General features: G+C 40.4%; 20 protein-coding genes, 1 tRNA gene and 1 other RNA gene. 1 reads left to right on the top strand and 21 read right to left on the bottom strand.

The features are described 5' to 3' along the window. Positions 1 to 2: 2 nt before the first annotated feature. The 12 genes from murQ to ccpA all read right to left on the bottom strand — a co-directional run bounded on the left by murQ (position 3) and on the right by ccpA (position 13,382). Positions 3 to 893, bottom strand: coding sequence for an N-acetylmuramic acid 6-phosphate etherase (gene murQ / locus PYW30_RS03055; RefSeq protein ID WP_042219607.1), 891 nt, complete (start codon positions 891 to 893; stop codon positions 3 to 5). Next, a complete protein-coding gene (locus tag PYW30_RS03050; RefSeq protein ID WP_042219609.1) occupies positions 890 to 1,951 on the bottom strand; it encodes a DUF871 domain-containing protein in 1,062 nt (353 codons plus the stop codon). Before PYW30_RS03050 ends, murQ begins: the two co-directional genes overlap by 4 nt. A 245-nt stretch (positions 1,952 to 2,196) precedes the next feature. After that, positions 2,197 to 3,603 (bottom strand): dipeptidase PepV, encoded by a 1,407-nt coding sequence (gene pepV / locus PYW30_RS03045; protein WP_004258679.1) that lies wholly within the window; start codon positions 3,601 to 3,603, stop codon positions 2,197 to 2,199. A 110-nt stretch (positions 3,604 to 3,713) separates the two neighbouring features. Continuing rightward, a complete protein-coding gene (gene mutY, locus PYW30_RS03040; RefSeq protein ID WP_019298868.1) occupies positions 3,714 to 4,787 on the bottom strand; it encodes an A/G-specific adenine glycosylase in 1,074 nt (357 codons plus the stop codon). Positions 4,788 to 4,903: 116 nt separating this feature from the next. Beyond that, positions 4,904 to 6,679, bottom strand: coding sequence for an excinuclease ABC subunit UvrC (uvrC, locus tag PYW30_RS03035; RefSeq protein ID WP_042219611.1), 1,776 nt, complete (start codon positions 6,677 to 6,679; stop codon positions 4,904 to 4,906). A gap of 326 nt (positions 6,680 to 7,005) precedes the next feature. Next, a complete protein-coding gene (locus PYW30_RS03030; protein ID WP_042219613.1) occupies positions 7,006 to 9,042 on the bottom strand; it encodes a heavy metal translocating P-type ATPase in 2,037 nt (678 codons plus the stop codon). A 12-nt stretch (positions 9,043 to 9,054) separates the two neighbouring features. Beyond that, the gene (locus tag PYW30_RS03025; RefSeq protein WP_004258685.1) at positions 9,055 to 9,378 is read right to left on the bottom strand and encodes an ArsR/SmtB family transcription factor; all 324 of its coding nucleotides are present in this window, start codon (positions 9,376 to 9,378) and stop codon (positions 9,055 to 9,057) included. Between the two features lie 142 nt (positions 9,379 to 9,520). Further along, a complete protein-coding gene (purB, locus tag PYW30_RS03020; protein WP_004258688.1) occupies positions 9,521 to 10,816 on the bottom strand; it encodes an adenylosuccinate lyase in 1,296 nt (431 codons plus the stop codon). A gap of 111 nt (positions 10,817 to 10,927) precedes the next feature. Continuing rightward, positions 10,928 to 11,617: a type I 3-dehydroquinate dehydratase gene (gene aroD, locus PYW30_RS03015; RefSeq protein WP_004258692.1), complete on the bottom strand. Its 690-nt coding sequence runs from the start codon at positions 11,615 to 11,617 to the stop codon at positions 10,928 to 10,930. 117 nt (positions 11,618 to 11,734) lie between these two features. Then, positions 11,735 to 11,808 (bottom strand) — tRNA-Met (locus PYW30_RS03010). A gap of 172 nt (positions 11,809 to 11,980) precedes the next feature. Further along, entirely contained in the window at positions 11,981 to 12,181 is a 201-nt protein-coding gene (locus PYW30_RS03005; protein ID WP_003135419.1) for a cold-shock protein, read from the bottom strand. Positions 12,182 to 12,386: 205 nt separating this feature from the next. Beyond that, the gene (ccpA, locus tag PYW30_RS03000; RefSeq protein WP_014024435.1) at positions 12,387 to 13,382 is read right to left on the bottom strand and encodes a catabolite control protein A; all 996 of its coding nucleotides are present in this window, start codon (positions 13,380 to 13,382) and stop codon (positions 12,387 to 12,389) included. Between the two features lie 201 nt (positions 13,383 to 13,583). Here ccpA and PYW30_RS02995 point away from each other — a divergent pair, with 201 nt between their 5' ends. After that, the gene (locus tag PYW30_RS02995) at positions 13,584 to 14,669 is read left to right on the top strand and encodes a M24 family metallopeptidase (RefSeq protein ID WP_014024434.1); all 1,086 of its coding nucleotides are present in this window, start codon (positions 13,584 to 13,586) and stop codon (positions 14,667 to 14,669) included. Positions 14,670 to 14,941: 272 nt separating this feature from the next. On the opposite strand, the gene PYW30_RS02990 is transcribed toward PYW30_RS02995, so the two are convergent. The 9 genes from PYW30_RS02990 to PYW30_RS02950 all read right to left on the bottom strand — a co-directional run bounded on the left by PYW30_RS02990 (position 14,942) and on the right by PYW30_RS02950 (position 25,062). Beyond that, positions 14,942 to 16,588, bottom strand: a complete 1,647-nt coding sequence (locus PYW30_RS02990) for a hypothetical protein (RefSeq protein ID WP_096822683.1) — start codon at positions 16,586 to 16,588, stop codon at positions 14,942 to 14,944. A 145-nt stretch (positions 16,589 to 16,733) separates the two neighbouring features. Further along, a complete protein-coding gene (locus PYW30_RS02985; protein ID WP_197911528.1) occupies positions 16,734 to 16,877 on the bottom strand; it encodes an adenine methyltransferase in 144 nt (47 codons plus the stop codon). 214 nt (positions 16,878 to 17,091) lie between these two features. Next, positions 17,092 to 17,487, bottom strand: a complete 396-nt coding sequence (locus tag PYW30_RS02980; RefSeq protein ID WP_004258708.1) for an arsenate reductase ArsC — start codon at positions 17,485 to 17,487, stop codon at positions 17,092 to 17,094. Between the two features lie 227 nt (positions 17,488 to 17,714). After that, complete coding sequence (locus PYW30_RS02975) at positions 17,715 to 19,565, bottom strand: cell division site-positioning protein MapZ family protein (protein ID WP_004258711.1); 1,851 nt, start codon at positions 19,563 to 19,565, stop codon at positions 17,715 to 17,717. A 21-nt stretch (positions 19,566 to 19,586) separates the two neighbouring features. Beyond that, positions 19,587 to 20,744 carry a THUMP domain-containing class I SAM-dependent RNA methyltransferase gene (locus tag PYW30_RS02970; protein ID WP_004258715.1) on the bottom strand — a complete coding sequence of 386 codons (1,158 nt, stop codon included), beginning with the start codon at positions 20,742 to 20,744 and terminating at the stop codon, positions 19,587 to 19,589. Positions 20,745 to 20,801: 57 nt separating this feature from the next. Then, positions 20,802 to 21,164, bottom strand: an RNA gene (gene rnpB, locus PYW30_RS02965) — RNase P RNA component class B. A 34-nt stretch (positions 21,165 to 21,198) separates the two neighbouring features. Further along, positions 21,199 to 21,588: a DivIVA domain-containing protein gene (locus PYW30_RS02960; protein ID WP_004258719.1), complete on the bottom strand. Its 390-nt coding sequence runs from the start codon at positions 21,586 to 21,588 to the stop codon at positions 21,199 to 21,201. Positions 21,589 to 21,700: 112 nt separating this feature from the next. After that, a complete protein-coding gene (gene holA / locus PYW30_RS02955) occupies positions 21,701 to 22,702 on the bottom strand; it encodes a DNA polymerase III subunit delta (protein WP_042218811.1) in 1,002 nt (333 codons plus the stop codon). After that, entirely contained in the window at positions 22,699 to 25,062 is a 2,364-nt protein-coding gene (locus tag PYW30_RS02950) for a DNA translocase FtsK (RefSeq protein ID WP_004258725.1), read from the bottom strand. Before PYW30_RS02950 ends, holA begins: the two co-directional genes overlap by 4 nt. Positions 25,063 to 25,066: the final 4 nt, after the last annotated feature.

Raw genomic sequence — 25,066 nt, 5'->3', positions numbered from 1 at the left:
TATTAGCTCAATGTATTTTTAATGAATCCTTTTGCCTGTACGAGTTTTTCTTGCGCCTCATCTTTTGCGCTATTGGTTAAGATCATGACAATCGCCAGTTTGACATCTTCTTCCGCTTGGATAAAAGTCTTTTCTGCTGTCTGATAATCACATTCTGTAGCTTGCATAATGATACGTTTGCTACGTTCCACTAATTTCTCATTTGTCGGACGCACATCAACCATTAAGTTGTTGTAGACTTTTCCAATACCAATCATCGCTATTGTCGAAATCATATTCAAAATTAATTTTTGTGCTGTACCTGATTTGAGGCGGGTTGAACCTGTCAAAAATTCAGCGCCACAGTCCACTTCGATAGGGAAGTCAGCATGTTGGCTAATTTCAGCATTCATATTACACGCTAGAGAACCTGTGTGTGCCCCAATACTCTTCGCATAATCAAGAGCGCCAATCACATAAGGGGTACGTCCACTTGCTGCAATACCAATCAGCATGTCATTTTTGGTTAATTGAAGATCAATCAAGTCTTGTTTGCCAAGCTCAAGGTCATCCTCTGCACCTTCCACAGCGAGCGTCATAGCTTTCTCGCCTCCAGCAATGAGACCCACAACCATACTTGCCTCAACTCCAAACGTCGGGACACACTCTGCAGCATCAAGTACGCCCAAACGTCCGCTTGTCCCCGCACCGAGATAAATAAGTCGGCCACCATGATTGAAACTTTCAATCGTTTTTTCAATCACAGGTTCAATCATCGGAAGTGCTTTTTCTACAGCTTCTGCAACTTTTTTATCTTCCTTATTCATTTTTTCGAGAGCAGTTGAGACCGACATTTCGTCCAATCCAAAAGTTTCTTCGTTACGTCGCTCTGTTGTTAATTTTTCTAAATTCATTTTATTTCCTTTTCTTTTAATTCAAACTTTTGTTTTGAGTAAATCACATCAAGTAAGTCTCTGTCTTTTTCAATAACATATGCTACAACGTTAATATTAGGGTGAGCTGGAAGTGCTTTTTTACATACTTGTGTTTCGCCCATATAACGTCCATACAGTTCATTATCCAGTGTTACAGCACCTTTGTTACGCTTTTCTGTGTGTTCTTTGTGGATCTGTTCTACCTTCTTAAAGCGGGCATTTGCACTTCTGATCAGTCCAGGAGATTGATCATTCCTATTGTCATGCTCTCCTAAGACTGAAGTAAAATAAGCTGAAGCATTATTTTCTACATGTAAAACTATTTTATCCCACTGCAGATAATTTTCAAACTGATCAATTGTTGTTGCTGCTAAATCACCATCTCCAATGTACACTTCATCCGTATCATCCTTTAATAATTCAAGAGCCGCAGCCAACGGATGTCTATCACGATGGTTTTCGAGTGTCGGAAGTCCAAGTCTTAAAGGTAAACGTTTCTGAGCATCGCCAGCAACAAAAGCAACGCGCTTAAGACCATATTTTTGCAACCATTGATTCTGCTTGAGAAAATATTCCCTATCCAGACCAGTTTCGGGACGCGGATAGTAGTTGTGACAAGCTTCTAAATGAGCAAAATTAGCCTCCATTCTCCTTAGTTCCTCAATCTCATCCTCTACCAATGTGCTGGCATTTAAACTAATCTTTATTTTATGGCTGGCTTTGGCAATCTGTTCATTGTCAATATGATAATCCATCCGTAAACCTGTGACACCATGATGAATAAGTTCTTCTAAATGATCAAATGAGTAACCTGCACGTTCCAAGGCTTCCCCTGAAATATCTACCATCAGTTCCAATTGGTTTGCTTTAGCACAAGCACCTAATTTTTCTAAGCGTTTTTTATACGCTTGAGCATCATCTTCCGGAATATGCATCGAAGTAAATATCCCTTTGAATCCTGCCTGTTTCATTTTTTTTATATACTGAATATCTTTTTCAGAAAGATCTTCATTCATAAAAATTGAAAAGCCAAACATAAACACCTCTCTATTTCTGAAAACTTTATTTCTTTTGTTAACGCATTCATTTTAACATATCCAAAACTTTATTTCAACTGTTTACTGGGATTTTTTCACATTATTTTTAAATAAAAAAAGATAAATCCCGTAAAACCGCTGTTTAACTGAATTTATCTTGGATTATTTTTCTAAAAGAATGGAATTAAATTTCATAAAAAAATATATAAAAAAATCCCCGCTAGGAGGATTTTAATGTTCTCTTATTATTTAGCCAATTCGTAAATTGCTTCAGCATAGATAACTGCTGATTTGAAGAGTGCATCCAATGGTTTGTACTCATTTGCTTGGTGCATTGTATCTTCTTCACCTTCAAACATTGCGCCATAAGCAACACCACGTTTAAGGAGACGACCGAATGTACCACCACCGATTACTGTTTCGTAACCTTTAAGGCCAGTGTGTTTTTCGTAAACGCTGATCAATGTAGAAACAAGTTCATCTTCCATTGGTACATAGTGAGGTTCCATCACGTGATCGTTCATTGTTACTTCTTTTACGCCTTCAAGCGCTTCAAGAACTGCTTTGATTTTATGTTGGTCAGTACCTTGTGGGAAACGGAAGTTCAATGCAATTGTACCTTCACCATTTTCATCAAAGTTCCAAACACCAGCATTCATTGAAGTTGCGCCCATAAGGTCATCATTGTAGGCTGTGCCTAATTTTTCGCCTTCGTGGTCATCGATCAATGTTTCAGCAGCAAGTTTGATGTATGCAGCTGCACCAGCTTCAAAGTCAAATTGGTTAAGGAATTTAGCAAGGTAAGTTGCACCGTTAATTCCTTTAAATGGCATTGCACCGTGTGCAGATTTACCATAAACTGTTACTGTTGCTTTACCGTCAGCTTCTTCAAGGTCAAAACGCAAGTTTTTGTCTGCATTTTCAGCCACAAAAGCTTCCAATTTTGCTTGGAGATCTGTCGCACCTGAGATTACTGCAGTTGCAGATTCAGGAACCATGTTTTCAGCCAAACCAGCTTTGAAAGAGTGGAGTACTACAGCGCCAGCATTTTTTCCGTCAAAGTGAAGGTATTCTGTAACGTTACCTTTTTCACCATTGATGATTGGGAATTCAGCATCTGGTGAGAATCCGAAATCTGGCAATGGCAATTCACAGTGTTCAAAGTAGTAATCCATATCTTTCCAACCTGTTTCTTCGTTTGTACCAACGATGAAACGGATTTTTTTAGACAATGGCACACCAAGGTCTTTCAAGATTTTCAAACCATAGTAACAAGCCATAGTTGGGCCTTTATCGTCTGAAGCACCACGTGCGTAAAGGTTGCCGTTACGGATTTCAGGTTCAAATGGGTTTGAATCCCAACCAGAACCAGCAGGAACAACGTCCAAGTGACCGAAGATACCTAAAACTTCATCGCCTTCTCCGTATTCAAAGTGACCTACATAGTTATCATAGTTTTTAGTTTGGTAGCCATCACGTTCAGCCAATTCCAAGAATTTGTCAAGGGCTTTACGAGGTCCAGGGCCAAATGGGTTTTCTTTGTCCGCATTGTCCATGTCCATTGCTGAATCGATACGAAGAAGTTCAAACAAATCTTCGAGCATTGCGTCTTTGCGCTTTTCTACTTCTGCAGTAAAATCAATAGTTGTCATGATTGCCTCCATTATTTTGACTTCTTGATAATATATTCACAAAAAGTCTTTTTTCTAAACTCCTATAATTATACCAAAAAAGTAAAACGTTTGCATTTATAAAGTGGAAACTAATCTTTGAAAAACTTAAACATTTTGACTTGTGGCGTAGGTAGAGCGACTTTTGAAAGGTCCGTCAATTTTACCCAAAGTTGATTTTCATCCAGTTTTTCTTCTTGAACACTAAAGTTTTCCTCAGGGATACATTCAATAATTTGAACAAACCACTTCAAGTGAGAAAAAACATGTGTAATTTCTCCAACTTTAATCATACGTGAGACACTGTCTGGCAGATCGGTTGGCAATAATAATGTCTCATTATCAAAGTCTTCCTTGGAAATTTCCTGCATCGGAAAAGTCCACATATTCGCAAGTAGGCCTGTGGTCGGACGTCTTTGGAGATAGTATTCGCCTTGTGTATTTTTTAACGCATAAGCATTGTAGTAAATGTGCTGCTGCTTAATCTTTTTACTTTTGACAGGATACTTCAGTTGAGTACCTTTAGGTCTGGCTTGACAATAGGCAGCTAATGGACAGATCTCGCATTTGGCAATTTTGGGGGTGCAAACCATAGAACCAATGTCCATGAGTGCTTGGTTAAAATCTCCTGGATGTTCTTCCGAAATAAGCTCTCTTAGCTTTTCATCAAATATTTTCCGAGAAGCAGCCTTAGAAATATCTGCATCAATCTCAAATAATCGACTCGTCACGCGCATCAAATTACCATCAATGGCGGGTTCGGGTAAGCCAAAAGAAATTGAAGCAATAGCGGCTGCTGTATAAGGGCCAATTCCCTGCAAACTTTGAATATCTTTTAATGCATCAGGAAATTGTCCTTGAAATTCTGTCATGACTTGCTGAGCAGCAATTTTTAAATTACGTGCGCGCGAGTAATAACCCAAACCTTCCCAAAGTTTTAGAAGCTCATCATCATCTGCTGCCGCCAAATCCTCAATCTTAGGATACTTTTCCATAAAGCGCAGATAATAGGGCATAACTGTTTCAACCTGTGTTTGTTGAGACATAATTTCAGAAATCCAAACAGAATAAGCCTCGGTGTTTTTCCGCCATGGCAAAGGCTTTTTATGGATATTGTACCATCCTAATAAATCCTGCTGGAACTTTTCTATTTCGGTTTTATTCATAAGCTCTATTATAACAAGTTTTCACACAAAAATAGCCTAGTTTACCTCCTTGTCCAAGATAAGACACTAATAATAACAAAAGCAAATCATTTTTGATTTGCTTTATGAATTTATCTTTAATTTTCTTTGCTCAAAACTTCCTTGACCCGTTCAGCGACATCATACGGTACGCCTGCTTCAGCGACCTGAGCAACATCAGCTTCAGAAATGGCTTTCAGTGACTTGAAGGTCGTCATTAATTTTTGCTTACGTTTGGGTCCAAGTCCTGTAATACCATCCAGTTTTGAAGAAAAAGTATTTTTCCCACGAACTTGCCGGTGAAAAGTAATCGCAAAGCGATGGACTTCATCTTGAATACGTTGGAGGAGAAAGAATTCTTGCGATTGGCGACTCAGCGGTACAACTTCCAAAGGATCACCAAAAAGTAACTCGCTGGTTTGGTGTTTATCATTTTTAGCCATACCTGCAACAGGAATATCTAAACCTATTTCTTTCAAAATAGCCTTAGCTGCATTGACTTGTCCAGCACCACCATCCATTGCAATCAAATCGGGTAAAGCCGTTCCTTCACGCATAGCCCGACTATAACGTCGCGTAATCACTTCACGCATTGATGCATAATCATCTGCCCCTTCGACAGTTTTGATCTTGTATTTCCGATAATCTTTCTTGGAAGGCTTGCCATTGATAAAGACAACCATTGCTGATACGGGTGAAGTTCCCATTATGTTAGAGTTATCGAACGATTCGATTCTAACTGGTGTAGGAATGTTGAGAATTTTCCCGAGATTTTCGATAGCACCTTGAGTTTTAATCAGGTCTTTTTCGAGAAGGTCAAATTTCAATTGTAGCTGGGTGCGTGCATTCTTAGTCGCCATTGCTACAAGTTGCTTCTTCTCTCCACGGCTTGGTTTGAGAACTTTGGTTTGTGTTACTGCCTCAACAGCCTCTGCATCAATTTCTGAGGGCACTAAAATTTCTTTGGGTACCATGTGTGCAGCTTCTTGATAAAACTGTCCGATATAAGTTAAAAAATCATCTTCTGCATCATTATAATAAGGAAACATATTGACATCACGTTGAATCATTTTACCTTGGCGTACGAAGAAGACCTGCACACCCATCCAGCCTTTATCCACGTAGTAACCAAAAACATCACGGTCTTTTAAATCGTGGTTCATGACACGTTGTTTCGTTCTCAAAGTCCCGATAGAATTAATTACATCACGGTATTCTGCCGCTTGCTCAAATTCCATTTTTTCCGAAGCTGCAAACATTCTTTCTTTCAGTTCATTGATAATTTTTTTATCATCCCCTGTTAAAAAATGTTTGACTTCTTGAGCCATGTCTTTATAAACTTGAGGATCTACATGATTAACGACTGGACAAAGACACTGATGGATATGATAATAGAAACAGACTTTCTTTTCATGCAAACCACATTTTCGAAAAGGAAAGATACGGTCTAAGAGGCGCTTGACTTCATTGGCTGCTTTAACATCGGGATAAGGTCCAAAATACATTGCCCCATCTTTCTTGACACGACGGGTAATCATCAAACGTGGATATTTTTCATTTGTAATCATGAGAAAAGGATAATACTTATCATCCTTAAGCATGATATTATATTTGGGCTTATATCGTTGAATCAAGTTAATTTCAAGAACCAAAGACTCAATGTTTGATTCAACCACAATCCATTCTAAATCTTCAATCTCACTGACTAAAAGCTCAGTCTTTGTATTATGGGAGCCATGAAAATAGGAGCGTACGCGATTTTTCAGATTTTTCGCCTTCCCTACATAGATAACCGTCCCATTTTTATCTTTATGTAAATAGCATCCTGGACTATCTGGTAAGAGCTCCAGCTTTGCTTTAATCGTGTTATTCATGGTTTTATTATAGCATATTCTGCAAGTGCTAATCATAAATCGGAACTGTCTGCCGTGAAAAGAATTGTTTGTTTTTTATGATTATGGTGCTTGTTTTTTCTATCCCTTCCCTATTAAGATTGTGCAATATTTTATAAACCTTCCTACTTAAATCAAAAAGACAAGTTTTACCTTGTCTTTTTGATTAATTTATTTTATCTTCACTCGATGCCAAGTTTACACTTGAGTAGGCTATCGATAAGCATTAAACATCAAAGCAATATTTTCAGCTATGCTATGTTAGCAATCAGAGCAAAAACCCACTATTTTTTAAACCATTCATGTCCTTATTTTAAGAGTCTCAAAACATTCAATATAGCGAGGAGCGTTACTCCAACATCTGCAATAACTGCTTCCCACATCGTAGCAATGCCAAAGATCGCAAGAATAAAGAAAACGGCTTTTACACCAAGAGCTAAAACGATATTTTGCACCACCAGGCGTTTCGTTTTCTTGGCGATTTTAACGGACTTCGCGATACTTGATGGTTTATCTGTCATCAAGACCACATCCGCTGTTTCAATCGCAGCATCAGAACCCAAGCCACCCATTGCAAAACCGATATCAGCACGCGCAATGACTGGTGCATCATTAATCCCATCACCAACAAAAGCAGTAAGACCCTCACCTTTGGCAAGTACTTTCTCTAACAAAGTAACTTTATCCTCAGGTAAAAGATTCGCATGATAATCCGTAATGTTCAGTTTTCCAGCAACCTGTGCGGCAACTTTTTCGCTGTCACCTGTCAACATCGTTTGTGAGATATGAAGCTGATTTAAAGCCTTAATTGCTTCTTCTGCATCCTCTTTGAGGACATCCGATACAAGGATGACCCCTTGGTATTGGCCATTTTTGGCAACATAAATCAAAGAACCTAAGGCATCACTTTCACTAAAGTTAACATTGTACATTTTCATCAGCTTTGCATTCCCGACGAGAATTTCATTACCTTCATAAACTGTGCGTGTACCATGCCCTGGAATTTCTTCCGACTCTGTTACAGTGACTGTTTCCAAATTTTGGTTTTCTTTAAGCGCAAGCCCCAAGGGGTGAGTAGAATGAAGTTCCCCAACAGCACCCAGATAGAGCAACTCTTCTCGTACAACACCTTCTGCAGGAAAAACTTGAGTGACTTTAAAGTTCCCTTGTGTCAGTGTTCCTGTTTTATCGAAGAGAACATGTTTTATCTTAGTCATTGCTTCAAGGTGATTGCCACCTTTAACTAAAATACCATTTTTCGATGCGGCACCAATCCCAGCAAAGAAGCCGAGAGGAATGGAAACCACCATTGCACATGGACAAGAAATAATTAAGAAGGTAAAGGCGCGTGTCAACCAGTCTGACCAATCTTGTTGGAAGAAAAGTGGGGGAACCAGAGCGATTATCGCTGCTGCAAATACCACGACTGGAGTATAGTAACGTGCAAATTTTGAAATGAATTGTTCAGTCGGTGCTTTATTTTCTTGAGCATTCTCGACCAGGTTTAAAATTTTAGATACTGAGGATTCCCCAAAAGTTTTTTCAACTTGGACTTCCAGCAGACCATTAATATTCAAGAAGCCTGAAAGAACTTCTTCTCCTTTGCCCACCTCACGTGGCAGGGATTCTCCTGTCAAAGCTGCTGTATTCACACTTGATTGGCCAGATAATACACGTCCATCAAGTGCTACCTTTTCTCCGGGATTCACCTGTATAATTTCACCGATAGCGACTTCTTCAGGAGACACATCAATAAGTTTTCCTTGACGCTTAACGGTCGCAACTTCTGGTCGAAGGTCCATCAGTGCTGCGATTGACTTTTTACTGTTCCCAATCGCACGATCTTGGAAATATTCTCCAACTTGATAAAAAAGCATTACCGCAACTGCTTCAGCATATTCTCCTAAAGCAAATGCCCCAACAGTCGCAATACTCATGAGGAAGAATTCGTTAAAAATATCTCCTTTAAGCAATTGTTTGATTGCTTTGAGCAAAACACTGTGCCCAATCAACACATAGGTTAAAATGAAAAGTGGGGTTTTAAACTGTGGTGTAAAGTCTAAAAAGCTTAAGGCCGCCAATAATAAAGCGGTGATAATAATGATCAACAGCTCATATTTGCCTTCTTCTTCTTCACTTTCATCTAAACTCGCATTGAGATGTATTGTCGTGTTGCAACAGGCAGGGTCTGAATCGTCAGAACTCCCTGTGACTCCTGTACTACTTAAGCTTTCGCTCTCCTCAGTAGTCGCCAGTGCAGCTTTAGCTTTGTGATTGAGGCAATTGCATGTCCCTTTTACACAGTGTGCATCGTGACTTGCCTTGTTTTGAGTAGATTTAAACATAAGGAACTCCTTTTAATTTATATATGTATCACAATGGATATCTTCGGTTGGGGACCAGTGCATTGACTCGACTGTAGCATCAATGACTTCTAGCAGATGATTAAGTTCAGGGGTTGTCAAGGAATAATAGATATATTTTCCTTCTTTGCGACTTGTGATCAAGCCACAATCCCGCAAACATGACAAATGTTGCGAAAGATTAGATTGCCCTGACTTAGTTTCATTAAGTAACTCGGTGACAGTCATTTCCTTTTCACGTAATGCTTCAAGGACATTAAGCCTTGTCGTATTAGATAAGGCATGGATTACTTTTTGACGTTTTTCGGTTAAATTCATTATTCATCTCTTCATATTAGTTTATACTAATATGTTAGCAAACTTCCTCATATTAGTCAATACTGAATTGTTTAAATTTATTCAAATCTAATTTTTTTGTACAAAAAAAATCCTAAACAAAAGTGTTAGGATTTTATTATTTTTATAAACCAAGACGTTCAAAAATGACATCTACACGTGACAAATGATAGTTATAATCAAAGGCTGCATCGATATCTGCATCTGTGAGTTTTTCACGTATTTTTTCGTTGTTTTCTACCAGTGGACGGAACATGATTTGCTCATCCCAAGCTTTTGCTGTCAATGGTTGAACCAAATCATAGGCCTCTTCTCGTGTCATGCCTTTTTCGATAAGCATAAGCATAACATGTTGACTATAGATTAATCCAAAAGTTGCATCCATATTGCGCTTCATGTTTTCTGGGAATACGGTCAGGTTTTTAACAATATTTCCAAAACGGTTTAACATGTAGTTGATCAATTCAGTCGTGTCTGGCGTAATGATGCGCTCTGCCGAACTGTGCGAAATGTCACGTTCATGCCACAAAACAACATCTTCCATGGCTGTCACGACATGTCCACGAATAACACGCGCCAATCCCGTCATATTTTCAGAACCGATTGGATTACGTTTGTGTGGCATTGCTGAGCTACCTTTTTGCCCTTTGGCGAAGAACTCTTCCACTTCACGTTGCTCTGATTTTTGAAGGCCACGAATCTCTGTCGCCATACGCTCAATCGAAGTCGCAATCAGTGCCAATGTGCTGAAGTATTCTGCATGCAAATCACGCGGTAATACTTGTGTCGAAATCTCTTGTGGACGAATTCCAAGTTTTCCACACACATATTCTTCAACGAAAGGTGGAATGTTGGCAAATGTACCTACAGCACCAGAAATTTTACCTGCTTCAACACCTTTAGCTGCATGTTCGAAACGCTCGATATTACGCTTCATTTCAGAATACCAAGTTGCTAATTTAAGACCAAAAGTTGTTGGTTCTGCATGGACACCGTGTGTACGTCCCATGCATACCGTGTATTTGTGCTCACGTGCTTTATCGGCAATAATTTCCAAAAAGTTAGCCAAATCTCGACGGATGATATCATTAGCCTGCTTGTAGAGATAGCCATAAGCTGTATCTACAACATCGGTTGACGTAAGTCCATAGTGTACCCACTTGCTTTCCTCGCCAAGCGTTTCAGAAACAGCACGTGTAAAGGCTACAACATCATGGCGTGTTTCTTTTTCAATCTCCAAGATACGCTCAACATCAAAACTTGCTTTCTCACGAATTTTTTTCACATCTTCGACTGGAATTTCTCCGAGTTCAGCCCATGCTTCATCCGCAAGAATTTCGACTTCAAGCCACGCCTTATATTTGTTTTCGTCCGACCAGATTGCCGCCATTTCTGGGCGACTGTAACGATTGATAACCATAGTTCCTCCAAATTTCTAACTTACTATAAATTATACCATTTTGGACGAATTTTTTCGGGATTTTCTCTAATATTCTCAATTTATTGAGAAAATATGTGGAAAAGACGAATGTTAACCTTCCAAGGCATCAAGAACATTCAACATCTGAGGCAAAGTCAATTGCCCTGGAGCACTGGCTTCCGCCTTATCGAGCGCTACAAAAGTCCATACAGAACCGGTCAATCCTCCGGCAACGCGGGAAATTTTACCCAGTTCTCCCATTGCGATGCCGATAAATTTAGGCCCATATTCCATCGTAAAATCACGTGTAATCTGCAGCAGATCTAAAACATCACATTCTCGTTGTGCCATAATCGCCACTTTTACAAAGCCTGTTTCTTCTCTTTGCATTTTCATCATTCGAGCAGTTAAATCTGTAGGCGACTCGAAAAAGTTATGATAAGACAAGACAATTTTTTCTTTAAATTCAAGCAACTGGGGTAAAGCTTTTCGATAGGAAAAATATTCGATATCAATATAATCGGGCTCAAATTTGGCTATTTTTTTTAAAAGAGCGACATAGTCTTTTTTAGAAATGGAGATATTCCCACCTTCATTGGCTGTGCGTACAGTAAAAAGCAAGGAAAAATCTGTAAATTTCTCAAAGATAAGAGGCGCGGCTTGAAGAATACTTTCCATATTCCCCAAAAAATCCGCCCGCCATTCAATAATGTCAGCCCTTCTGTATTTTTCTACGTTTAATTCCTGTACTTCCGCCACTGTTGTCGGAAGAACGGGTACTACAATTTTCGTTTTCCTCATATTTTAAGTTTAGCACATATTTGTATGCCTACCAAACATAATCCTGAACATCACTGAAGATATTTTTTCTGTTGAACAAAATAAAAAATCCCTGAAAAACAGGAATCTTTATCTCAATTGCGGGAGCAGGATTTGAACCTACGACCTTCGGGTTATGAGCCCGACGAGCTACCTAGCTGCTCCATCCCGCGCTAATAAAAATGGAAGAAATTTGAACTATCCCAAAGTCACGCTATAACTGAGTGGACGAGATCTTCCATTATGGATGTATCCAACTGGTACACCTATTGTAACACACTTTTAGCTCAAGTCCTAATCTTGCACTTTTTAATAAAAAAAAGCACTCCCAAGAGTGCCTTATCATTATGCTTTAGTAATGTTTGATGCTTGAGGGCCACGTTGACCTTGTTCAATATCAAATGTAACTTTTTCGCCTTCTTCAAGTTTTCTGAAGCCATCGCTTTGAATTTGAGTGAAGTGTGCAAACACGTCAGTACCATCTTCAGCAGTGATGAAACCAAAACCTTTAGAGTCGTTAAACCATTTTACAGTTCCTTTTGTCATAGTATATATTTTCCTTTCGTCATATTTGTAAATCATTATGTGAAAGAAAACATTAAAAATATATAACTTAGACTAAATTTACCTCTTAATAGTATCATGCTTTGTCCAGAAAGTCAAATTGCTTCTCCTCATCCTCCTTAAAGCCATGCTATACCTTACTCTTGGAGTTTATAAAAAAAAGATACATGATGTATCTTTTTTCTTCTTATTTTGTTGACCCACGATTAATGATTTGATGCGCGAGGATCAATTGGTTTTCCTCAACTTCTTCCTTATGCATAAGTTTTGTCAACAAACGCATCGAAACTGCACCCAAGTCATAAAGTGGTTGATTGACAGAAGTCAAGCCTGGATAAGTATATGCGGTGATTGGGCTGTTTGAGCCTGCGATAATTTCGAAATCTTCAGGCACTTTGATTCCTTTTGAGAGCAAAGCATTGAGCAAGCCAACGGCTACAGTATCGTAAGAAACGATGGCCGCGTTAATTTTCTTCGCAAGCATTTGATCTGCTAAAGCTTGACCATTTTCAAAAGTGTAATTGCCTTCAAATACAAGGGACTCGTCAAAGTCAATGCCGGCTTCATTCAAAGCTTCTTGGTAGCCGACCATACGTTCTGTATTTTCAACTTCTTCCAAAGAGCCTGACACAAAAGCAATACGTTTATTGTTTTTCGCCAGTTCAGCAGTGGTTTGGTGCGCTGCAAGATGGTAATCAATATTTACAGATGACATTTGTTTGTCAACATCGATCATTCCAGCAAGAACAATCGGTGTACGTGTTGATTTAAGCTGTTTACGAACTTTTTCTGTCATAAAGCTGCCCATATAAACAATACCATCAACCTGCTTAGAAAAAAGACTTTCAATAACTTTAAGTTCTTTTTCTTCATCACCATCGCTATTTGCGAGAATGACATTATACTTGTACATTGAAGCAATATCGTCAATGCCTCGAGCAATTTCTGCAAAATATGGTGACGTGATTGTTGGGAGAACAACCCCAACTGTCGTTGTACGTTTGCTTGCCAGTCCACGTGCAACTGCATTTGGACGGTAGTCCAATTCTTCAATTGCGTCAAGGACTTTTTGACGTGTTTTCTCTTTGACGTTAGCGTTCCCATTGACTACACGACTTACGGTAGCCATTGACACACCAGCAACTCGAGCAACGTCATAAATTGTTGTTGTTGATTCTTCCATTTTTTTAAACCTCAATTATAATAATCTTTGTCTGTTTTTTATATTTTTTAATATTTATGAAAAGTTTTTCCAAATTTAATTATATCACTTTTTGAAAACCGTTTCAATAATTTTTGGTAATATATGGTAGATATTGTCGCACATGATTTTTTTCAGAATTTAGCGTACAATAGAGATAATAATTATAGAAAGGTGGATACTATGAGCAAACTCGAACGTATCTCTAATTTTCTGAACGAAAATGAAGTCGACATGACTTTCATCACCAATCCTACGACCTTGAATTATTTAACAGGTCTTGCCATTGACCCGCATGAACGTATTGCTGGTTTGATGGTTTTCCCGGATAAAGCGCCATCTCTCTTCACTCCAGCTTTGGAGGTAGAAAAAGCCAAAGAAAACACTACGGGCTTTGATATTTTTGGCTATGAAGATTCACAAAATCCGTGGGCTGTCGTCAAAGAACATTTGGGATCTAAAAATATTCAAAAAATCGCAGTTGAATTCTCTGACATCCCTTTGTCAAAAACTGAAGGCCTTAAATCTCAATTTTCTGGTGTTGAATTTGTCAACTTGACGCCTTTGGTAGAGCGTATGCGTTTGATCAAATCTGCCGATGAAATCGAAAAAATGAAAATTTCTGGTGATTACGCAGATAAATGTTTCGAAATTGGTTTTGAATATGCAAATTCAGAGCGTACAGAAACAGATGTTGTTGCCAAAATCGAATACGAAATGAAACGTATGGGCGTACCTCAAATGAGTTTTGAAACAATCGTCCTCTCAGGTGCTCGTGCAGCTAATCCTCACGGTATGCCAGAAGATGTCAAAATCCAAGACAATAAACTCTTGCTCTTTGACCTCGGTGTTATGAAAAACGGCTACGCTTCGGATGCTACCCGTACCATCTCTATCGGTAAACCTTCTGATTTTGATGCTGATATCCACAAAATCGTGCTTGAAGCACAAATGGCTGCCATGGACTTCGTCAAACCTGGTGTATCTGCACTTGAAATTGATAAAGTGGCCCGCGATGTAATTACTAAAGCGGGTTATGGCGAATACTTTGTTCACCGTCTTGGACATGGTATCGGTATGGATGTACATGAATTCCCATCTATTGGTGGTTCTGAAGACATCATCATCGAGGAAGGCATGTGCTTCTCTGATGAACCAGGTATTTATATCCCAGGTAAGGTTGGCGTACGTATCGAGGACTGTCTCTATGTCACTGAAACTGGATGCGAACCTTTAACTAAAACAAATAAAGAATTGATGATTTTCTAAAATCGTCTTGAAATAAAAAGCATTGCGGTGCAATATTATTAAGAAAAGCCACTGATTACGAATCAGTGGCTTTTATTCTCAACGTTTACCTCAAGAATAACAAGGGGATAAACAAATCCAAAGCAAATACCAACTTGTCTTTTGAGCGTACTGCCGCTTTTAACATATAATTTTTCAAGCAGTCAAACCCATCGTACAGCAAGGGATGCATTTCCATGTTGCTCGGAGAAATCAATCTGTCTTGAAGTCTTTTTATTCACAGCTTTCTTGGATTACTGGCCGATGATAATAACGGGACGGACACCACCCTCACTCGCTATGTGCCCTGCCCCAATTTGGCCGTGAAGCTCACCAAATCGGGGAGCTCTACCATACACTAACCAATGAAGACTATTTTCTATAGATTGAGTACGCGTCCACCACCAGCTGTTACGTGCACCTGCACGTAAAAAAATGTTCGGGAAAGGACCTGTTTCGGTAGACAGGTGCACAACATCCGCCAATGAAAGCGCAAAGGCTTGTGGCGTGCCAGAGCTATTCACAGCTGTTCTATCTGCTCTGGCAGCGTCAAATACAGGATTTGTTGCCCAGCCTGCAGGTAACCAACGGTGTCCTCCTTCCCAAGAAGAATGTACGTCACCCCAGAAAACGTGCGGTACTACCGCTGGTATAGACACAGGTTGAACCCTGCCCTGAACCTCAGCGTCAAGGCCACTGAACCAGTTGCTCAGGACTTGGGGTTGCTCGGTGAAAGTTGTACCACGAATAGATTCGTGACGGATAATCATATGGTTACCGTTACCCATATCTTCAAGGTAGAGGTACTCCTCCCCTGCCATAGTAAAGACACGGCCAGGAAGCATAGTGTCAAAGTTAAAAGATGACGGTGGAGCATCAATATCGGCACGTGCATTTGTTGTCCCCTCATCATTCATCGAGTTGTTCTTAATTCCTGTAAGGAAAGCCTCTAAGCGGCTGTCGCCACCTGGGAGAAATTCCTCACTATTATCGGGGCTGATCAATTGACTGTCCACATGGATACCATAATAATAACTGCCGTTAAAGACTGTATCTTCAATGGCCTCCGTCAGCTCTGCGGCATCCAGAAGATAAGAGCTAGCCTGTCCGGGCTCCAAGAGTGAGGCCCAAGAGGCCCAGCCTGTGGTGTGGTCCACCACCCAGAAGTCACCGATTTGTTGGTAGGGGAGGAGATTAGACCACTGTTCAATGGTCATTGGGGCACGTTGTTGGCGCAGGTTTTGTGCGGCTTCATTTTCAATGGTAGCCCCCGGCCATATCCCTGCACTGTTATCAAAGGTGTCGTTTTCAGACCAGTAAGCATCTGTACCATCCCCAGGATGAGTGGTGCCATCGGTTGTCCCATCTGTTGCTCCTGCGCCTGCGATATAGTCCCGGGCATGACCGGCAGCTGCGGTCCTTAGGTCTAAGTTGTCATGGTTGAAGGTTGGCATGTACCATGGGGCTGTCTCTCCTTCACGGCTCCAGCCAAAGGTCAGCTGAGCGTAGCGGTTAAAGGCGCTGGAGTTTCCCGTATCGGCACGCTGATTGATATTGTTTGCGCTTGGGATCCAGGTGATCCAAGTCGCTAAGTTGTTGAGTTCACTGCCAGCAACGAGGGGTGTAAAGTCCTCTTCTCCTCGTTGATACTCCAAGAACTCGGACAGGCGGATACGGGCCATGATGGGACGTTCGCCATAGTTTTCCACAAAGACATCCTTGTTTTCGGTGTCTCTGTTGTAGTAGTCGTGGACACGCCCTCCCACATTGACCTGTACAGTGTTTTCTCGGTCATTGATGGCTTGTTGGTTGAAGGCCTGGAAGGCCATGGTCCCGCCAATTAGGCCAAGCAAGGAGAGGAGAGCAATGTTCCGTAGTTTACGTTTCTTTTCTGGTGTCATAATAATACCTTTTTCCTTTCTTTATGATTCTTTATTATTTTTTTCTTTACTTCTCTTAGCCTGACGCTCAGCACTAAGGTCAGAGGACGGAAAAAACGCTCCAGTGGTCCAGAGCGTTTTGGGGCAAGCAAAAAGAGGCGGTTATCTACCGCGTGCTGTGCTGTGCTGTGCTGTGCTGTGCTGTGCTGTGCTGTGCTGTGCTGTGCTGTGCTGTGCTGTGCTGTGCTGTGCTGTGCTGTGCTGTGCTGTGCTGTGCTGTGCTGTGCTGTGCTGTCTGATTATAAGTCATAGCGTTTCCCTCGTCAAGTCTTTTATTACATATATCTAAGAATGCTTCTTATTTAATTCTAACATTTGTAGTTTTAATGTCAAAATGATTTCAATAGAGTTTCATTTGTATGAGACTTCTTACGAGGGGAAACAAAAAAGTTCCAACAGCATTTACAGTGTTGGAACTTTTTATTTTTCTTTACTTAAGGGCATTGCCCTGATGTACTTTTTTGTTATGCCTTAAAGTCTCGGTTTCTTAGGACAAGCACCTTGGTTTCAATCTGCTTGATTGTGTCTTTGAAGACTGTATCACTTTGACCTGTGGGATCCTCTAGACCCCAATCTTCTCGATAATTACAGGGAAGATAAGGACAGTCCACATTACACCCCATAGTAATCACAATATCCACAGGTGGAATATCCTGTAGCAACTTTGAAGCTTGCGTTTTTTCCATATCTATATCATAGATTTCTTTCATCAAACGGACAGCATCTTGATTGATTTGTGGCTTTTTCTCAGTCCCTGCAGAATAAAACTCAAACTTATCCCCAGCTAATTTTTTCCCTAGAGCTTCAGCAATTTGTGAACGGCAAGAATTATGCACACAGATAAATGCGATTTTGAGCATAGCAATCTCCTCAACTATTTTTACATATTATACACTATTTTTATCCCTTACTCCTACAAATTGTACGAAATTTATGAAAATGAGTGCTGGTATTTAGCTCTTTCGACAGGACTTCCTCAAAGCTCAAGAAATGAGAATAGTGAATAATGTATTATAGAAAAAAGTCGAGAAAAATAAATTTCTCGACTTTTTTCAGTAGGTCTGTTATCCCGAAAGAAATTGGTGCTTTATCCGAAGTCGGTAGGTAAACCTTTACCATTTCCGAAGAAATAACCTGTTTTATTATTTATTGTTAATAAATAACTACCGTCTGGACGATACAAGTTGAAATATCCTGCAACCTGTCCAGCCATATAACCAGAGGTCATTGTGTGAATAGCTACTGGCAAAAGAATGAAGTCATTGCCAGAGATATAGCCACGCTGACGTGCAATATTTAAGACTTTATCTCTGATTCCTGGATTCCAAGTGAAAGCTGGATCTTGAGGATTGAGATTGGCTTGGGGTTGAACACGCGCATTCGAGTTATCCGGCGTAGCCCCTGTCGGGTTTTGTGCGCCATCCGCTGCTACAACTGTTGAAGACGAAGCTCCACCTTGTGCTGTATTTTTACCTGCTTGTTGCTGTGTTCCTGCTCCCGTTGTTCCACCTGGTGTATCAGTAGAAGCTGAGTTTCCTGCAGCTTGACCTGAGGTTTGATTGGCGGGTTGAGTAGCAGCATTATTTTGCGCCGCTGCAGCTTGCTCTTCTTTCGCTTTCGCCTCGGATTGCTGTGTTTTAGCCAAGTTGATGGCTTGAGCCAGTACTTTATTCAGCTTCTCATTTTCAGTTTTTGGAACCGCTGGTATACTTACTGCTGCTTTTACTTGAGCTTCTTTATTTAGTTCGCCGTCTACAATGGCGGATTTATTAAAGAGGGCGTTCACTTTTTCAACGGCTTTTATTTGTGTTTCAAGCGCATTTACCTTGGCTTCGGCAGTATCAAAGTCGCTTCCTTTTAATGTTTTTAGCTTATTTTTCAAGGCTGACAACTGATCAAAATTAGAATTCTTCAGAACTTGATGATCGGCGTCAGTGAAAAATTCATCGTAAGCCTTATTAAAAGCATTTAAGTTCGCTTTGTTTTCCACAGCGGCTTGATTGACTGCTTTTTCATTATTATTATGATTATAGAGTGCATATCCTGCACCTCCAGCAGCCAAAAGAACCAGTGCACAGAGCCCAATAATCAAAGGTCTCTTATCTTTCTTTTTCTTTGGTTGTTCTTCTTGTGCAGAAGTTTCAGACTCCACTGCTGATGTAACAGGTAAGGGTGTTGGCACTGTTTCACCGGCAACAGGTGTTTTTTCTAGAGGCACAACAATGTCTTCTTGTGGAAGCTGTGCCTCTTCGACAGGTGCACTTTCCTTTTCCTCGTCTTTGACATTTTCTTCTGCTTCTATTGAGTTTTCCAGTTCCTGATCATCCGTCGAAACTGGCTCTTCTGTAGGGCTTGTTTCCGCAAACTCTTCTTTTGACTCAGGAACTTGATTGGAAAGTTCTGGGAAATCTTGTGCTTGACTTTCTGTTTCTTCCGCTTGCTTAGACGCGCTTTCCTTCTCTGCATCTTCTACCGATACAGGGACCACAGGAGGCACATCATCCGCAATTTCTACTTCATCAAACTCTGACTTATTCTTTTCTTTGAAGTTTGCCTCTTTAGAGGGAGTAACTTCATCTGATTCAGGTGTTTCAGTATGCTCAGCTTCTGGAGCTGATGCCTCTGAACCCTCATCTGCCTTTACGTCAGAGTTTTCTTCAAGCGCAGTCACTTCTTCCTCAGAATCAGCAGCTTCTTCTTGATCCATTTTCTTACGCTCAGTTTGGATATATTTTTCTAAGGCCTGATTTTTAACAGCTTCAATTTCTCCACGATGTTGACGGATGTATTTGTCAAGTACGCTTTCGCTTTCGCTATTTTCTTTATCTACCCTTTGGGCTTTTTTTACAATTTCGCCTACAGTGAAATCTGAGACATCGCCCAGTTTTAAGACTTTTTCGCCAGAATTTTTGATATTTTTATCTTTTTCTTCTGTCATTTAGATCTCCATAGCATTTGCTTATTTTTTTATTCTTTTTCCAAAATATTGATACAAGTCTGTACGCAATGTTCCGTTATAGAGTTTACGCTTTTTCGTTGCTTTCGCACCGTAATGTGTTTCAAAAGCAATGTCACTTGTCAGAATATATTTGCTCCAAGTTTCGAGTGGCGCAAAAGTTGCACCCATCTCTTTATAGAGCCCTGCAACTGAATCTTCATCGCCCAAACGCTCTCCGTATGGAGGGTTCGATACAATAACCCCATCAAGGGCATCTGTATGAAAATCTTGCAGACGCATCTGTTTATATTTTATCACATGGTCAAGTCCAGCTGCAAGTGCATTTCCTTTTGCAATTTCAATCATGCGACCATCAATATCAAACCCTTGAATATCAAGTTCTAAATCTTTGCGTACAGCTTCTTTTGCTGCTTGGCGTACTTCTGCAAAAATCTCTGGTTTCATCCATGACCATGCTTCGCAGGCAAACTTGCGGTTCAATCCTGGTGCCATATTGAGTGCCAACATAGCAGCCTCAATCGTAAATGTTCCTGAACCACAGGTCGGATCAACAAACATACGTTTAGGATTTGCGAGCCAGTTTGTTAACATAATGATTGCTGCAGCCATATTTTCCTTTAATGGCGCATCGCCTTTTTCAACACGATAGCCACGTTTAAAGAGTGAATCCCCAGTGGTATCAATCATTACCGTTGCATTATCCTTATGAATCGCAATCTCGATGGAGAAGCTTGCACCATTTTCTGGGATAGGTACGCCTTCTGGACGATGATAAGCCTTTTGCAATTTCTTCACAATAGCTTTTTTAGTAATCCCTTGCACACTTGGCTCATTATGTAAAGTTGATTTTACAGACTTTGCTTTGCTTACAGGAAAGGCTGAACCAAAAGGAATATACTCTTCCCAATCAAGCGCATATACATTTTCAAAGAGTTCATCAAACGTACGCGCCTTAAATTCCCCAACAACAATCTTTACACGATCTGCTGTACGTAGCCAAGTATTTGCTTGAGCAATTGTTCTTGTATCTCCTGTAAAAAAGACACGAGAACGATCGTCAATCGTAACATTTTCGACTTCCATATTGCGTAATTCACGAGCCACTAAACTCTCAAGACCTGCTGCAGCAGTCGCCATCAGCTTAAAATTATTTTTCATTTATTCCTTTGTTTCTTTCTAAAAAAAGCTGGGACTAGCCCAGCGTGTCATACAGTTTTCTATAAGCCATGTTTTGTTCAGGTCTTGCGACCGTCGATAACCATCTGTCTGGGGAAGAAAACTTCCCCCTCGACCACGCCTTCAATTCGGCTAGTCAAGTGCCCCGACCATAAGTTTGGGTTGCTCGCTTGAGGGGTTTACCACGTTCCAATCTTACCGTTTCCAGTAAGTCTCGTCTCTTTGGCACTTTTACAGAATACTCATGCATATCAAAAGACTTAGCACTTTCTTCAGCCGTTAGGCATGACACTCCTACCTTGGTTTATTGTTTCACCAAGCACAAACACTACGGGCATCGCAGCCCGTGCGAGCATGGACTTTCCTCATGATACCAAAGGTATCACGCAGTTATCCAAAAACTGTTTTTTCATTTCATTAAATTATGAAGTCAGCTTTAAGCTTCTTCACTTGAAGCACTTCCAGGACCAAAAACAGCTTGTTCCAAACGGTTAATACGTTTAAGAAGCTCAAAGTTACTTGGTTGTCCAATTTCTGTTTTTGGTTTGTTGATTCGGCTTGAAACTACGCGACTCATGTTATCCAAACGTTGTGTTTCTTCCAAGTTTGCTTGGTTAGGACGACTTGCTTGAGATTCAAGTTCTACGATTTTTTTCTTCAAAAATTCGTTTTCTTCTTGCAAGCGTAATACTTCTGCTTGAAAAGCTTCGTAATCTTGAATGACGTCATCGAGGAGCTCGTCAACTTCTTCTTTATCATAACCACGCATTTTTGTTCCAAAGTCAGCTTCATAGATATCTTTAGGTGTAAATTTAAATGTTGCCATATCGTCCTCTTTTATCATTTCATATCAAAGTTTTATCATCTTTAATCATAGCAGAATTTTTTTTATTTTTCAAGTCAATTCTCCACGGTAAATTCTCCGGAGAAACGGCTTATTATAAGTCTTTCAAAGCTAACTTAATCAAGGCTAAATCAAACAAATAATTTGCATCTACTCCTGAACTTTTTATTTTATAATCAAGCTCAATGAGGGACAATAGAGCTTGCGCCAGAAAGCTTTCCTGCATGTTGCGTACTTGCTGGTTTGCGAGCTTCACACGGTAGGGATGAATTTTAAGATAAGACGTTTGTTTCTGTTCATTCCATCCTTTATTTTGCATCAGTTTTACCTGATAATAAAGCCGGAAGGAATTTGTCAAGATAACTAATATCTTGATTAACTCCTCACCTTGCAACGTCAAATCATGCACTAAATCACGTGCTTGATTCACCTCACTCTTCAAAATCAAGTCGGTCAGCAGAAAAATATTATCTTGGAGCGATTTAGGAACCACTTTTTCGACATCATCAAGAGTGATTTCTCTTTCTCCCACATATGTTTTTAACAAGGCGATATTTTGCTTGATGACTGGAAAAGAAAAATTTGATTTTTCAAATACTCTTTGAAGAATATTGCCAGAAAGGCCTGTATCTGCAAAGACGCGACTTAACTCTTGAGGTTTCAGTTCCTGTGCTTCTAATAAAGTGGCTTGTGTCTTTAGCTTTTTCGTAAGTTTCAGTCGACTGTCTAACTTCCCATGTAAGATAAGAATCAGCTGTGTCGTTTCGACAGGATCGTTCAAAAAATTTTCAAATCGTGCCGTCTGTTTTTCATCAAAAACAGCTTTTTTTACTGTTTTAAGATTGGTAAGGTTTTCTAAAATAACCAGCTTTTGCTCCACAAAGAAAGGCAGACTCTCTAGCTCTTCCAAGGCAAGATTCGCATTGGCACTATTCAAGTCAAAATAAGCTTGGCCTAAATCTGTACTGTCAAAATGAACATCATTTAACAGTCGACTTTTTAGTTCCTGGACAAGGTCCTCTTCCTCACCGTAAAGCACCAATATTTGAGGCAAACCTGCTTTTTTTATTTTTTCTAATTCTTCAAAAGCGCTCATGCTTCGTCAAACTCCTGTCCTTCTAAAAACTCTCCATCTTTGGTAACGAGAACTTTTCGTGGTGTTGTACCTTTGGCTGGTCCGACAATACCTGCTGCCTCCAGTTCATTCATCAGATCGGAAGCACGGTTGAAACCGACTTTAAGCGCACGCTGCAATTGAGCTGTCGAAGCTTTTTGAGCGGAAATAACCATATTACGTGCTTCTTCAAACAGTGGATCAGCTGAATTTGATGGCGCTGCTGTCCCACGGCTGCTGTCTTCCTCCGCTTCACCTGGGTCAAAGCTTTCATCATAGTCCGCTTGAGATTGATTTTTAATAAAGCTCACTACCGACTCAACATCAGCATCTGATAAGAAGGCGCCTTGTAAACGTACCGGATGATTTTCATCAATGGGTTTAAAGAGCATATCCCCACGTCCCAAGAGTTTTTCTGCACCATTTGTATCAATAATTGTACGAGAATCCGTCCCACTGGATACGGCAAAAGCGACACGTGAAGGCACATTGGCCTTGATCAGGCCAGAAATGACATCCACGGATGGACGTTGCGTTGCTAAAATCATATGGATACCCGCTGCACGTGCTTTTTGACCAAGGCGGATAATCGCGTCTTCAACTTCCTTGCTGGCTACCATCATCAAGTCGGAGAGTTCATCGACAATGACCACAATCAATGGCAATGTTTGATATTTTTCATTCGACTGGGCATTGTATTTTTCTATTTTTTCATTATAACCTGCAATATTACGTACTCCTGCTTGACTAAAGAGCTCGTAGCGGTTTTCCATCTCATCTACCACTTTTTGTAAGGCACGTGAGGCTTTACGTGGATTCGTTACCACAGGAATAAGGAGGTGAGGGATATCATTATATACAGAAAGTTCCACCATTTTAGGATCGACCATCAAGAATTTAACTTCACTGGGCAGAGCTTTCATCAGGATAGAGGTGATAATCCCATTTACAGCGACCGACTTCCCTGAACCTGTAGAACCCGCTACAAGTAAGTGAGGCATACGTGTCATATCAAAGGTACGAATCGTACCATCTAAAGCTTTTCCTAAAGGCAGCTCAAGTAAGCTGTTCGTTTTGGGTTGGGCATTTTCCCAAAGTTCTCGGAAGCCAACGGTCGCAACTTCGCTGTTAGGAATTTCGATACCGATCAAGGATTTCCCAGGTATCGGTGCCTCAATCCGCACATCCTTTGCAGCAAGTGCTAAAGCTAAATCATCTGATAAGTTGACGACACGCGAAACTTTAACCCCAGTAGCTAACTTAATTTCGTACTTGGTAACAGATGGCCCTACAACAGCGGATTCAACTGTCGCTGAAATCTTGAAGGATTCCAATGTTCGCTCTAGGATTTGAATGTTCTTGCGGACATTTTCTCGTTCTCCCGCTTGGTTTTTTGTTGGAATTTCCTCCAATAAATCAATCGTCGGAAGTTGATAAAACTCATTGTCAACCGAACGTTCAAAACTGATTGGCTCTTGGTCGTCCTCCGTTTCGTCTTGCGGTTGCATGGTTTCTGTTTCTTGTGTAGGGGATGCTGGCGTATCAGCAATAGCTATAGGAATGTCGGAAAAGTCGGCAGCTGCATTTTCTTCAAACACGGGTTCGCTTGGGAGAGGCACTTCTTCTGTTTCCATCGCACGTAAGTTTCTTTCAGCTTCTTCCTGAGCTCTGGCTTTCTCTTCTAAAAGGGCGGCTGCACGTTTAGCTTCCGCACGGTCTGCCATACGCGTACGTGTTTCGCTAATATTTCTTTTAAGAAAAATACGTAGGCGTGCAAGCAAAGCAGGTGCCATAAGATACAATGCGACAAGCCACAAAATGGCCACAATGATATAAACGCCTATTACGGAAAAGAGGGCTTTGGCTGGGCCAAAAAACACATCTCCTAAAAAACCACCCCCGAGAAAATGTGTCACCTGTCCTTTTTTCAGATCAGACATCGCTAAAACTAAAGCATTTTTGTTGGGAGTAAGGGCATCAAATCGCGCATGAAAAACAAGAAGAAGTCCAAAGAAAAAGAGAGCGAGTCCAGGTAGGAAGCGTTTATTTTCACGGAAGAAATCCTTTTTGAAAACCGCCATAAACATAATGAATAAAACGATTAATAAAAAGGTGATTGCTAATGTTCCTACAGCCAGTCGGGTGACATTATATAAAAAGACACCAAACAAGCCCAAACGTGCTAAAGCAAATAAAATGACAATTAAGCTCCCAAAAAAAGCCGCCATTTTTTTATTCGCCGTCCAAAATTTAGTATTTGACTTTTTAGCCTGTGTTTTCTTTGCTGTTGAACGCTTCGCTTTTGGTTTTGATTTACTTTTTGTTTTTCTTTTTGCGGGCATGTTA

The organism is Lactococcus garvieae subsp. garvieae, assembly GCF_029024465.1.
In the GTDB taxonomy this organism is placed as follows: Bacteria; Bacillota; Bacilli; order Lactobacillales; family Streptococcaceae; genus Lactococcus; species Lactococcus garvieae.
Note: the sequence above shows the minus strand (reverse complement) of the source record. Positions and strands in the feature narration are given on the sequence as shown.

What these genes read in the sequence shown, in the direction of transcription:
- murQ (WP_042219607.1), bottom strand. Translation starts at nt 893, where the DNA reads ATGAATTTAGAAAAATTAACAACAGAGCGACGTAACGAAGAAACTTTT.
- PYW30_RS03050 (WP_042219609.1), bottom strand. Translation starts at nt 1,951, where the DNA reads ATGTTTGGCTTTTCAATTTTTATGAATGAAGATCTTTCTGAAAAAGAT.
- pepV (WP_004258679.1), bottom strand. Translation starts at nt 3,603, where the DNA reads ATGACAACTATTGATTTTACTGCAGAAGTAGAAAAGCGCAAAGACGCA.
- mutY (WP_019298868.1), bottom strand. Translation starts at nt 4,787, where the DNA reads ATGAATAAAACCGAAATAGAAAAGTTCCAGCAGGATTTATTAGGATGG.
- uvrC (WP_042219611.1), bottom strand. Translation starts at nt 6,679, where the DNA reads ATGAATAACACGATTAAAGCAAAGCTGGAGCTCTTACCAGATAGTCCA.
- PYW30_RS03030 (WP_042219613.1), bottom strand. Translation starts at nt 9,042, where the DNA reads ATGTTTAAATCTACTCAAAACAAGGCAAGTCACGATGCACACTGTGTA.
- PYW30_RS03025 (WP_004258685.1), bottom strand. Translation starts at nt 9,378, where the DNA reads ATGAATTTAACCGAAAAACGTCAAAAAGTAATCCATGCCTTATCTAAT.
- purB (WP_004258688.1), bottom strand. Translation starts at nt 10,816, where the DNA reads ATGGTTATCAATCGTTACAGTCGCCCAGAAATGGCGGCAATCTGGTCG.
- aroD (WP_004258692.1), bottom strand. Translation starts at nt 11,617, where the DNA reads ATGAGGAAAACGAAAATTGTAGTACCCGTTCTTCCGACAACAGTGGCG.
- PYW30_RS03005 (WP_003135419.1), bottom strand. Translation starts at nt 12,181, where the DNA reads ATGACAAAAGGAACTGTAAAATGGTTTAACGACTCTAAAGGTTTTGGT.
- ccpA (WP_014024435.1), bottom strand. Translation starts at nt 13,382, where the DNA reads ATGGAAGAATCAACAACAACAATTTATGACGTTGCTCGAGTTGCTGGT.
- PYW30_RS02995 (WP_014024434.1), top strand. Translation starts at nt 13,584, where the DNA reads ATGAGCAAACTCGAACGTATCTCTAATTTTCTGAACGAAAATGAAGTC.
- PYW30_RS02990 (WP_096822683.1), bottom strand. Translation starts at nt 16,588, where the DNA reads ATGACACCAGAAAAGAAACGTAAACTACGGAACATTGCTCTCCTCTCC.
- PYW30_RS02985 (WP_197911528.1), bottom strand. Translation starts at nt 16,877, where the DNA reads ATGACTTATAATCAGACAGCACAGCACAGCACAGCACAGCACAGCACA.
- PYW30_RS02980 (WP_004258708.1), bottom strand. Translation starts at nt 17,487, where the DNA reads ATGCTCAAAATCGCATTTATCTGTGTGCATAATTCTTGCCGTTCACAA.
- PYW30_RS02975 (WP_004258711.1), bottom strand. Translation starts at nt 19,565, where the DNA reads ATGACAGAAGAAAAAGATAAAAATATCAAAAATTCTGGCGAAAAAGTC.
- PYW30_RS02970 (WP_004258715.1), bottom strand. Translation starts at nt 20,744, where the DNA reads ATGAAAAATAATTTTAAGCTGATGGCGACTGCTGCAGCAGGTCTTGAG.
- PYW30_RS02960 (WP_004258719.1), bottom strand. Translation starts at nt 21,588, where the DNA reads ATGGCAACATTTAAATTTACACCTAAAGATATCTATGAAGCTGACTTT.
- holA (WP_042218811.1), bottom strand. Translation starts at nt 22,702, where the DNA reads ATGAGCGCTTTTGAAGAATTAGAAAAAATAAAAAAAGCAGGTTTGCCT.
- PYW30_RS02950 (WP_004258725.1), bottom strand. Translation starts at nt 25,062, where the DNA reads ATGCCCGCAAAAAGAAAAACAAAAAGTAAATCAAAACCAAAAGCGAAG.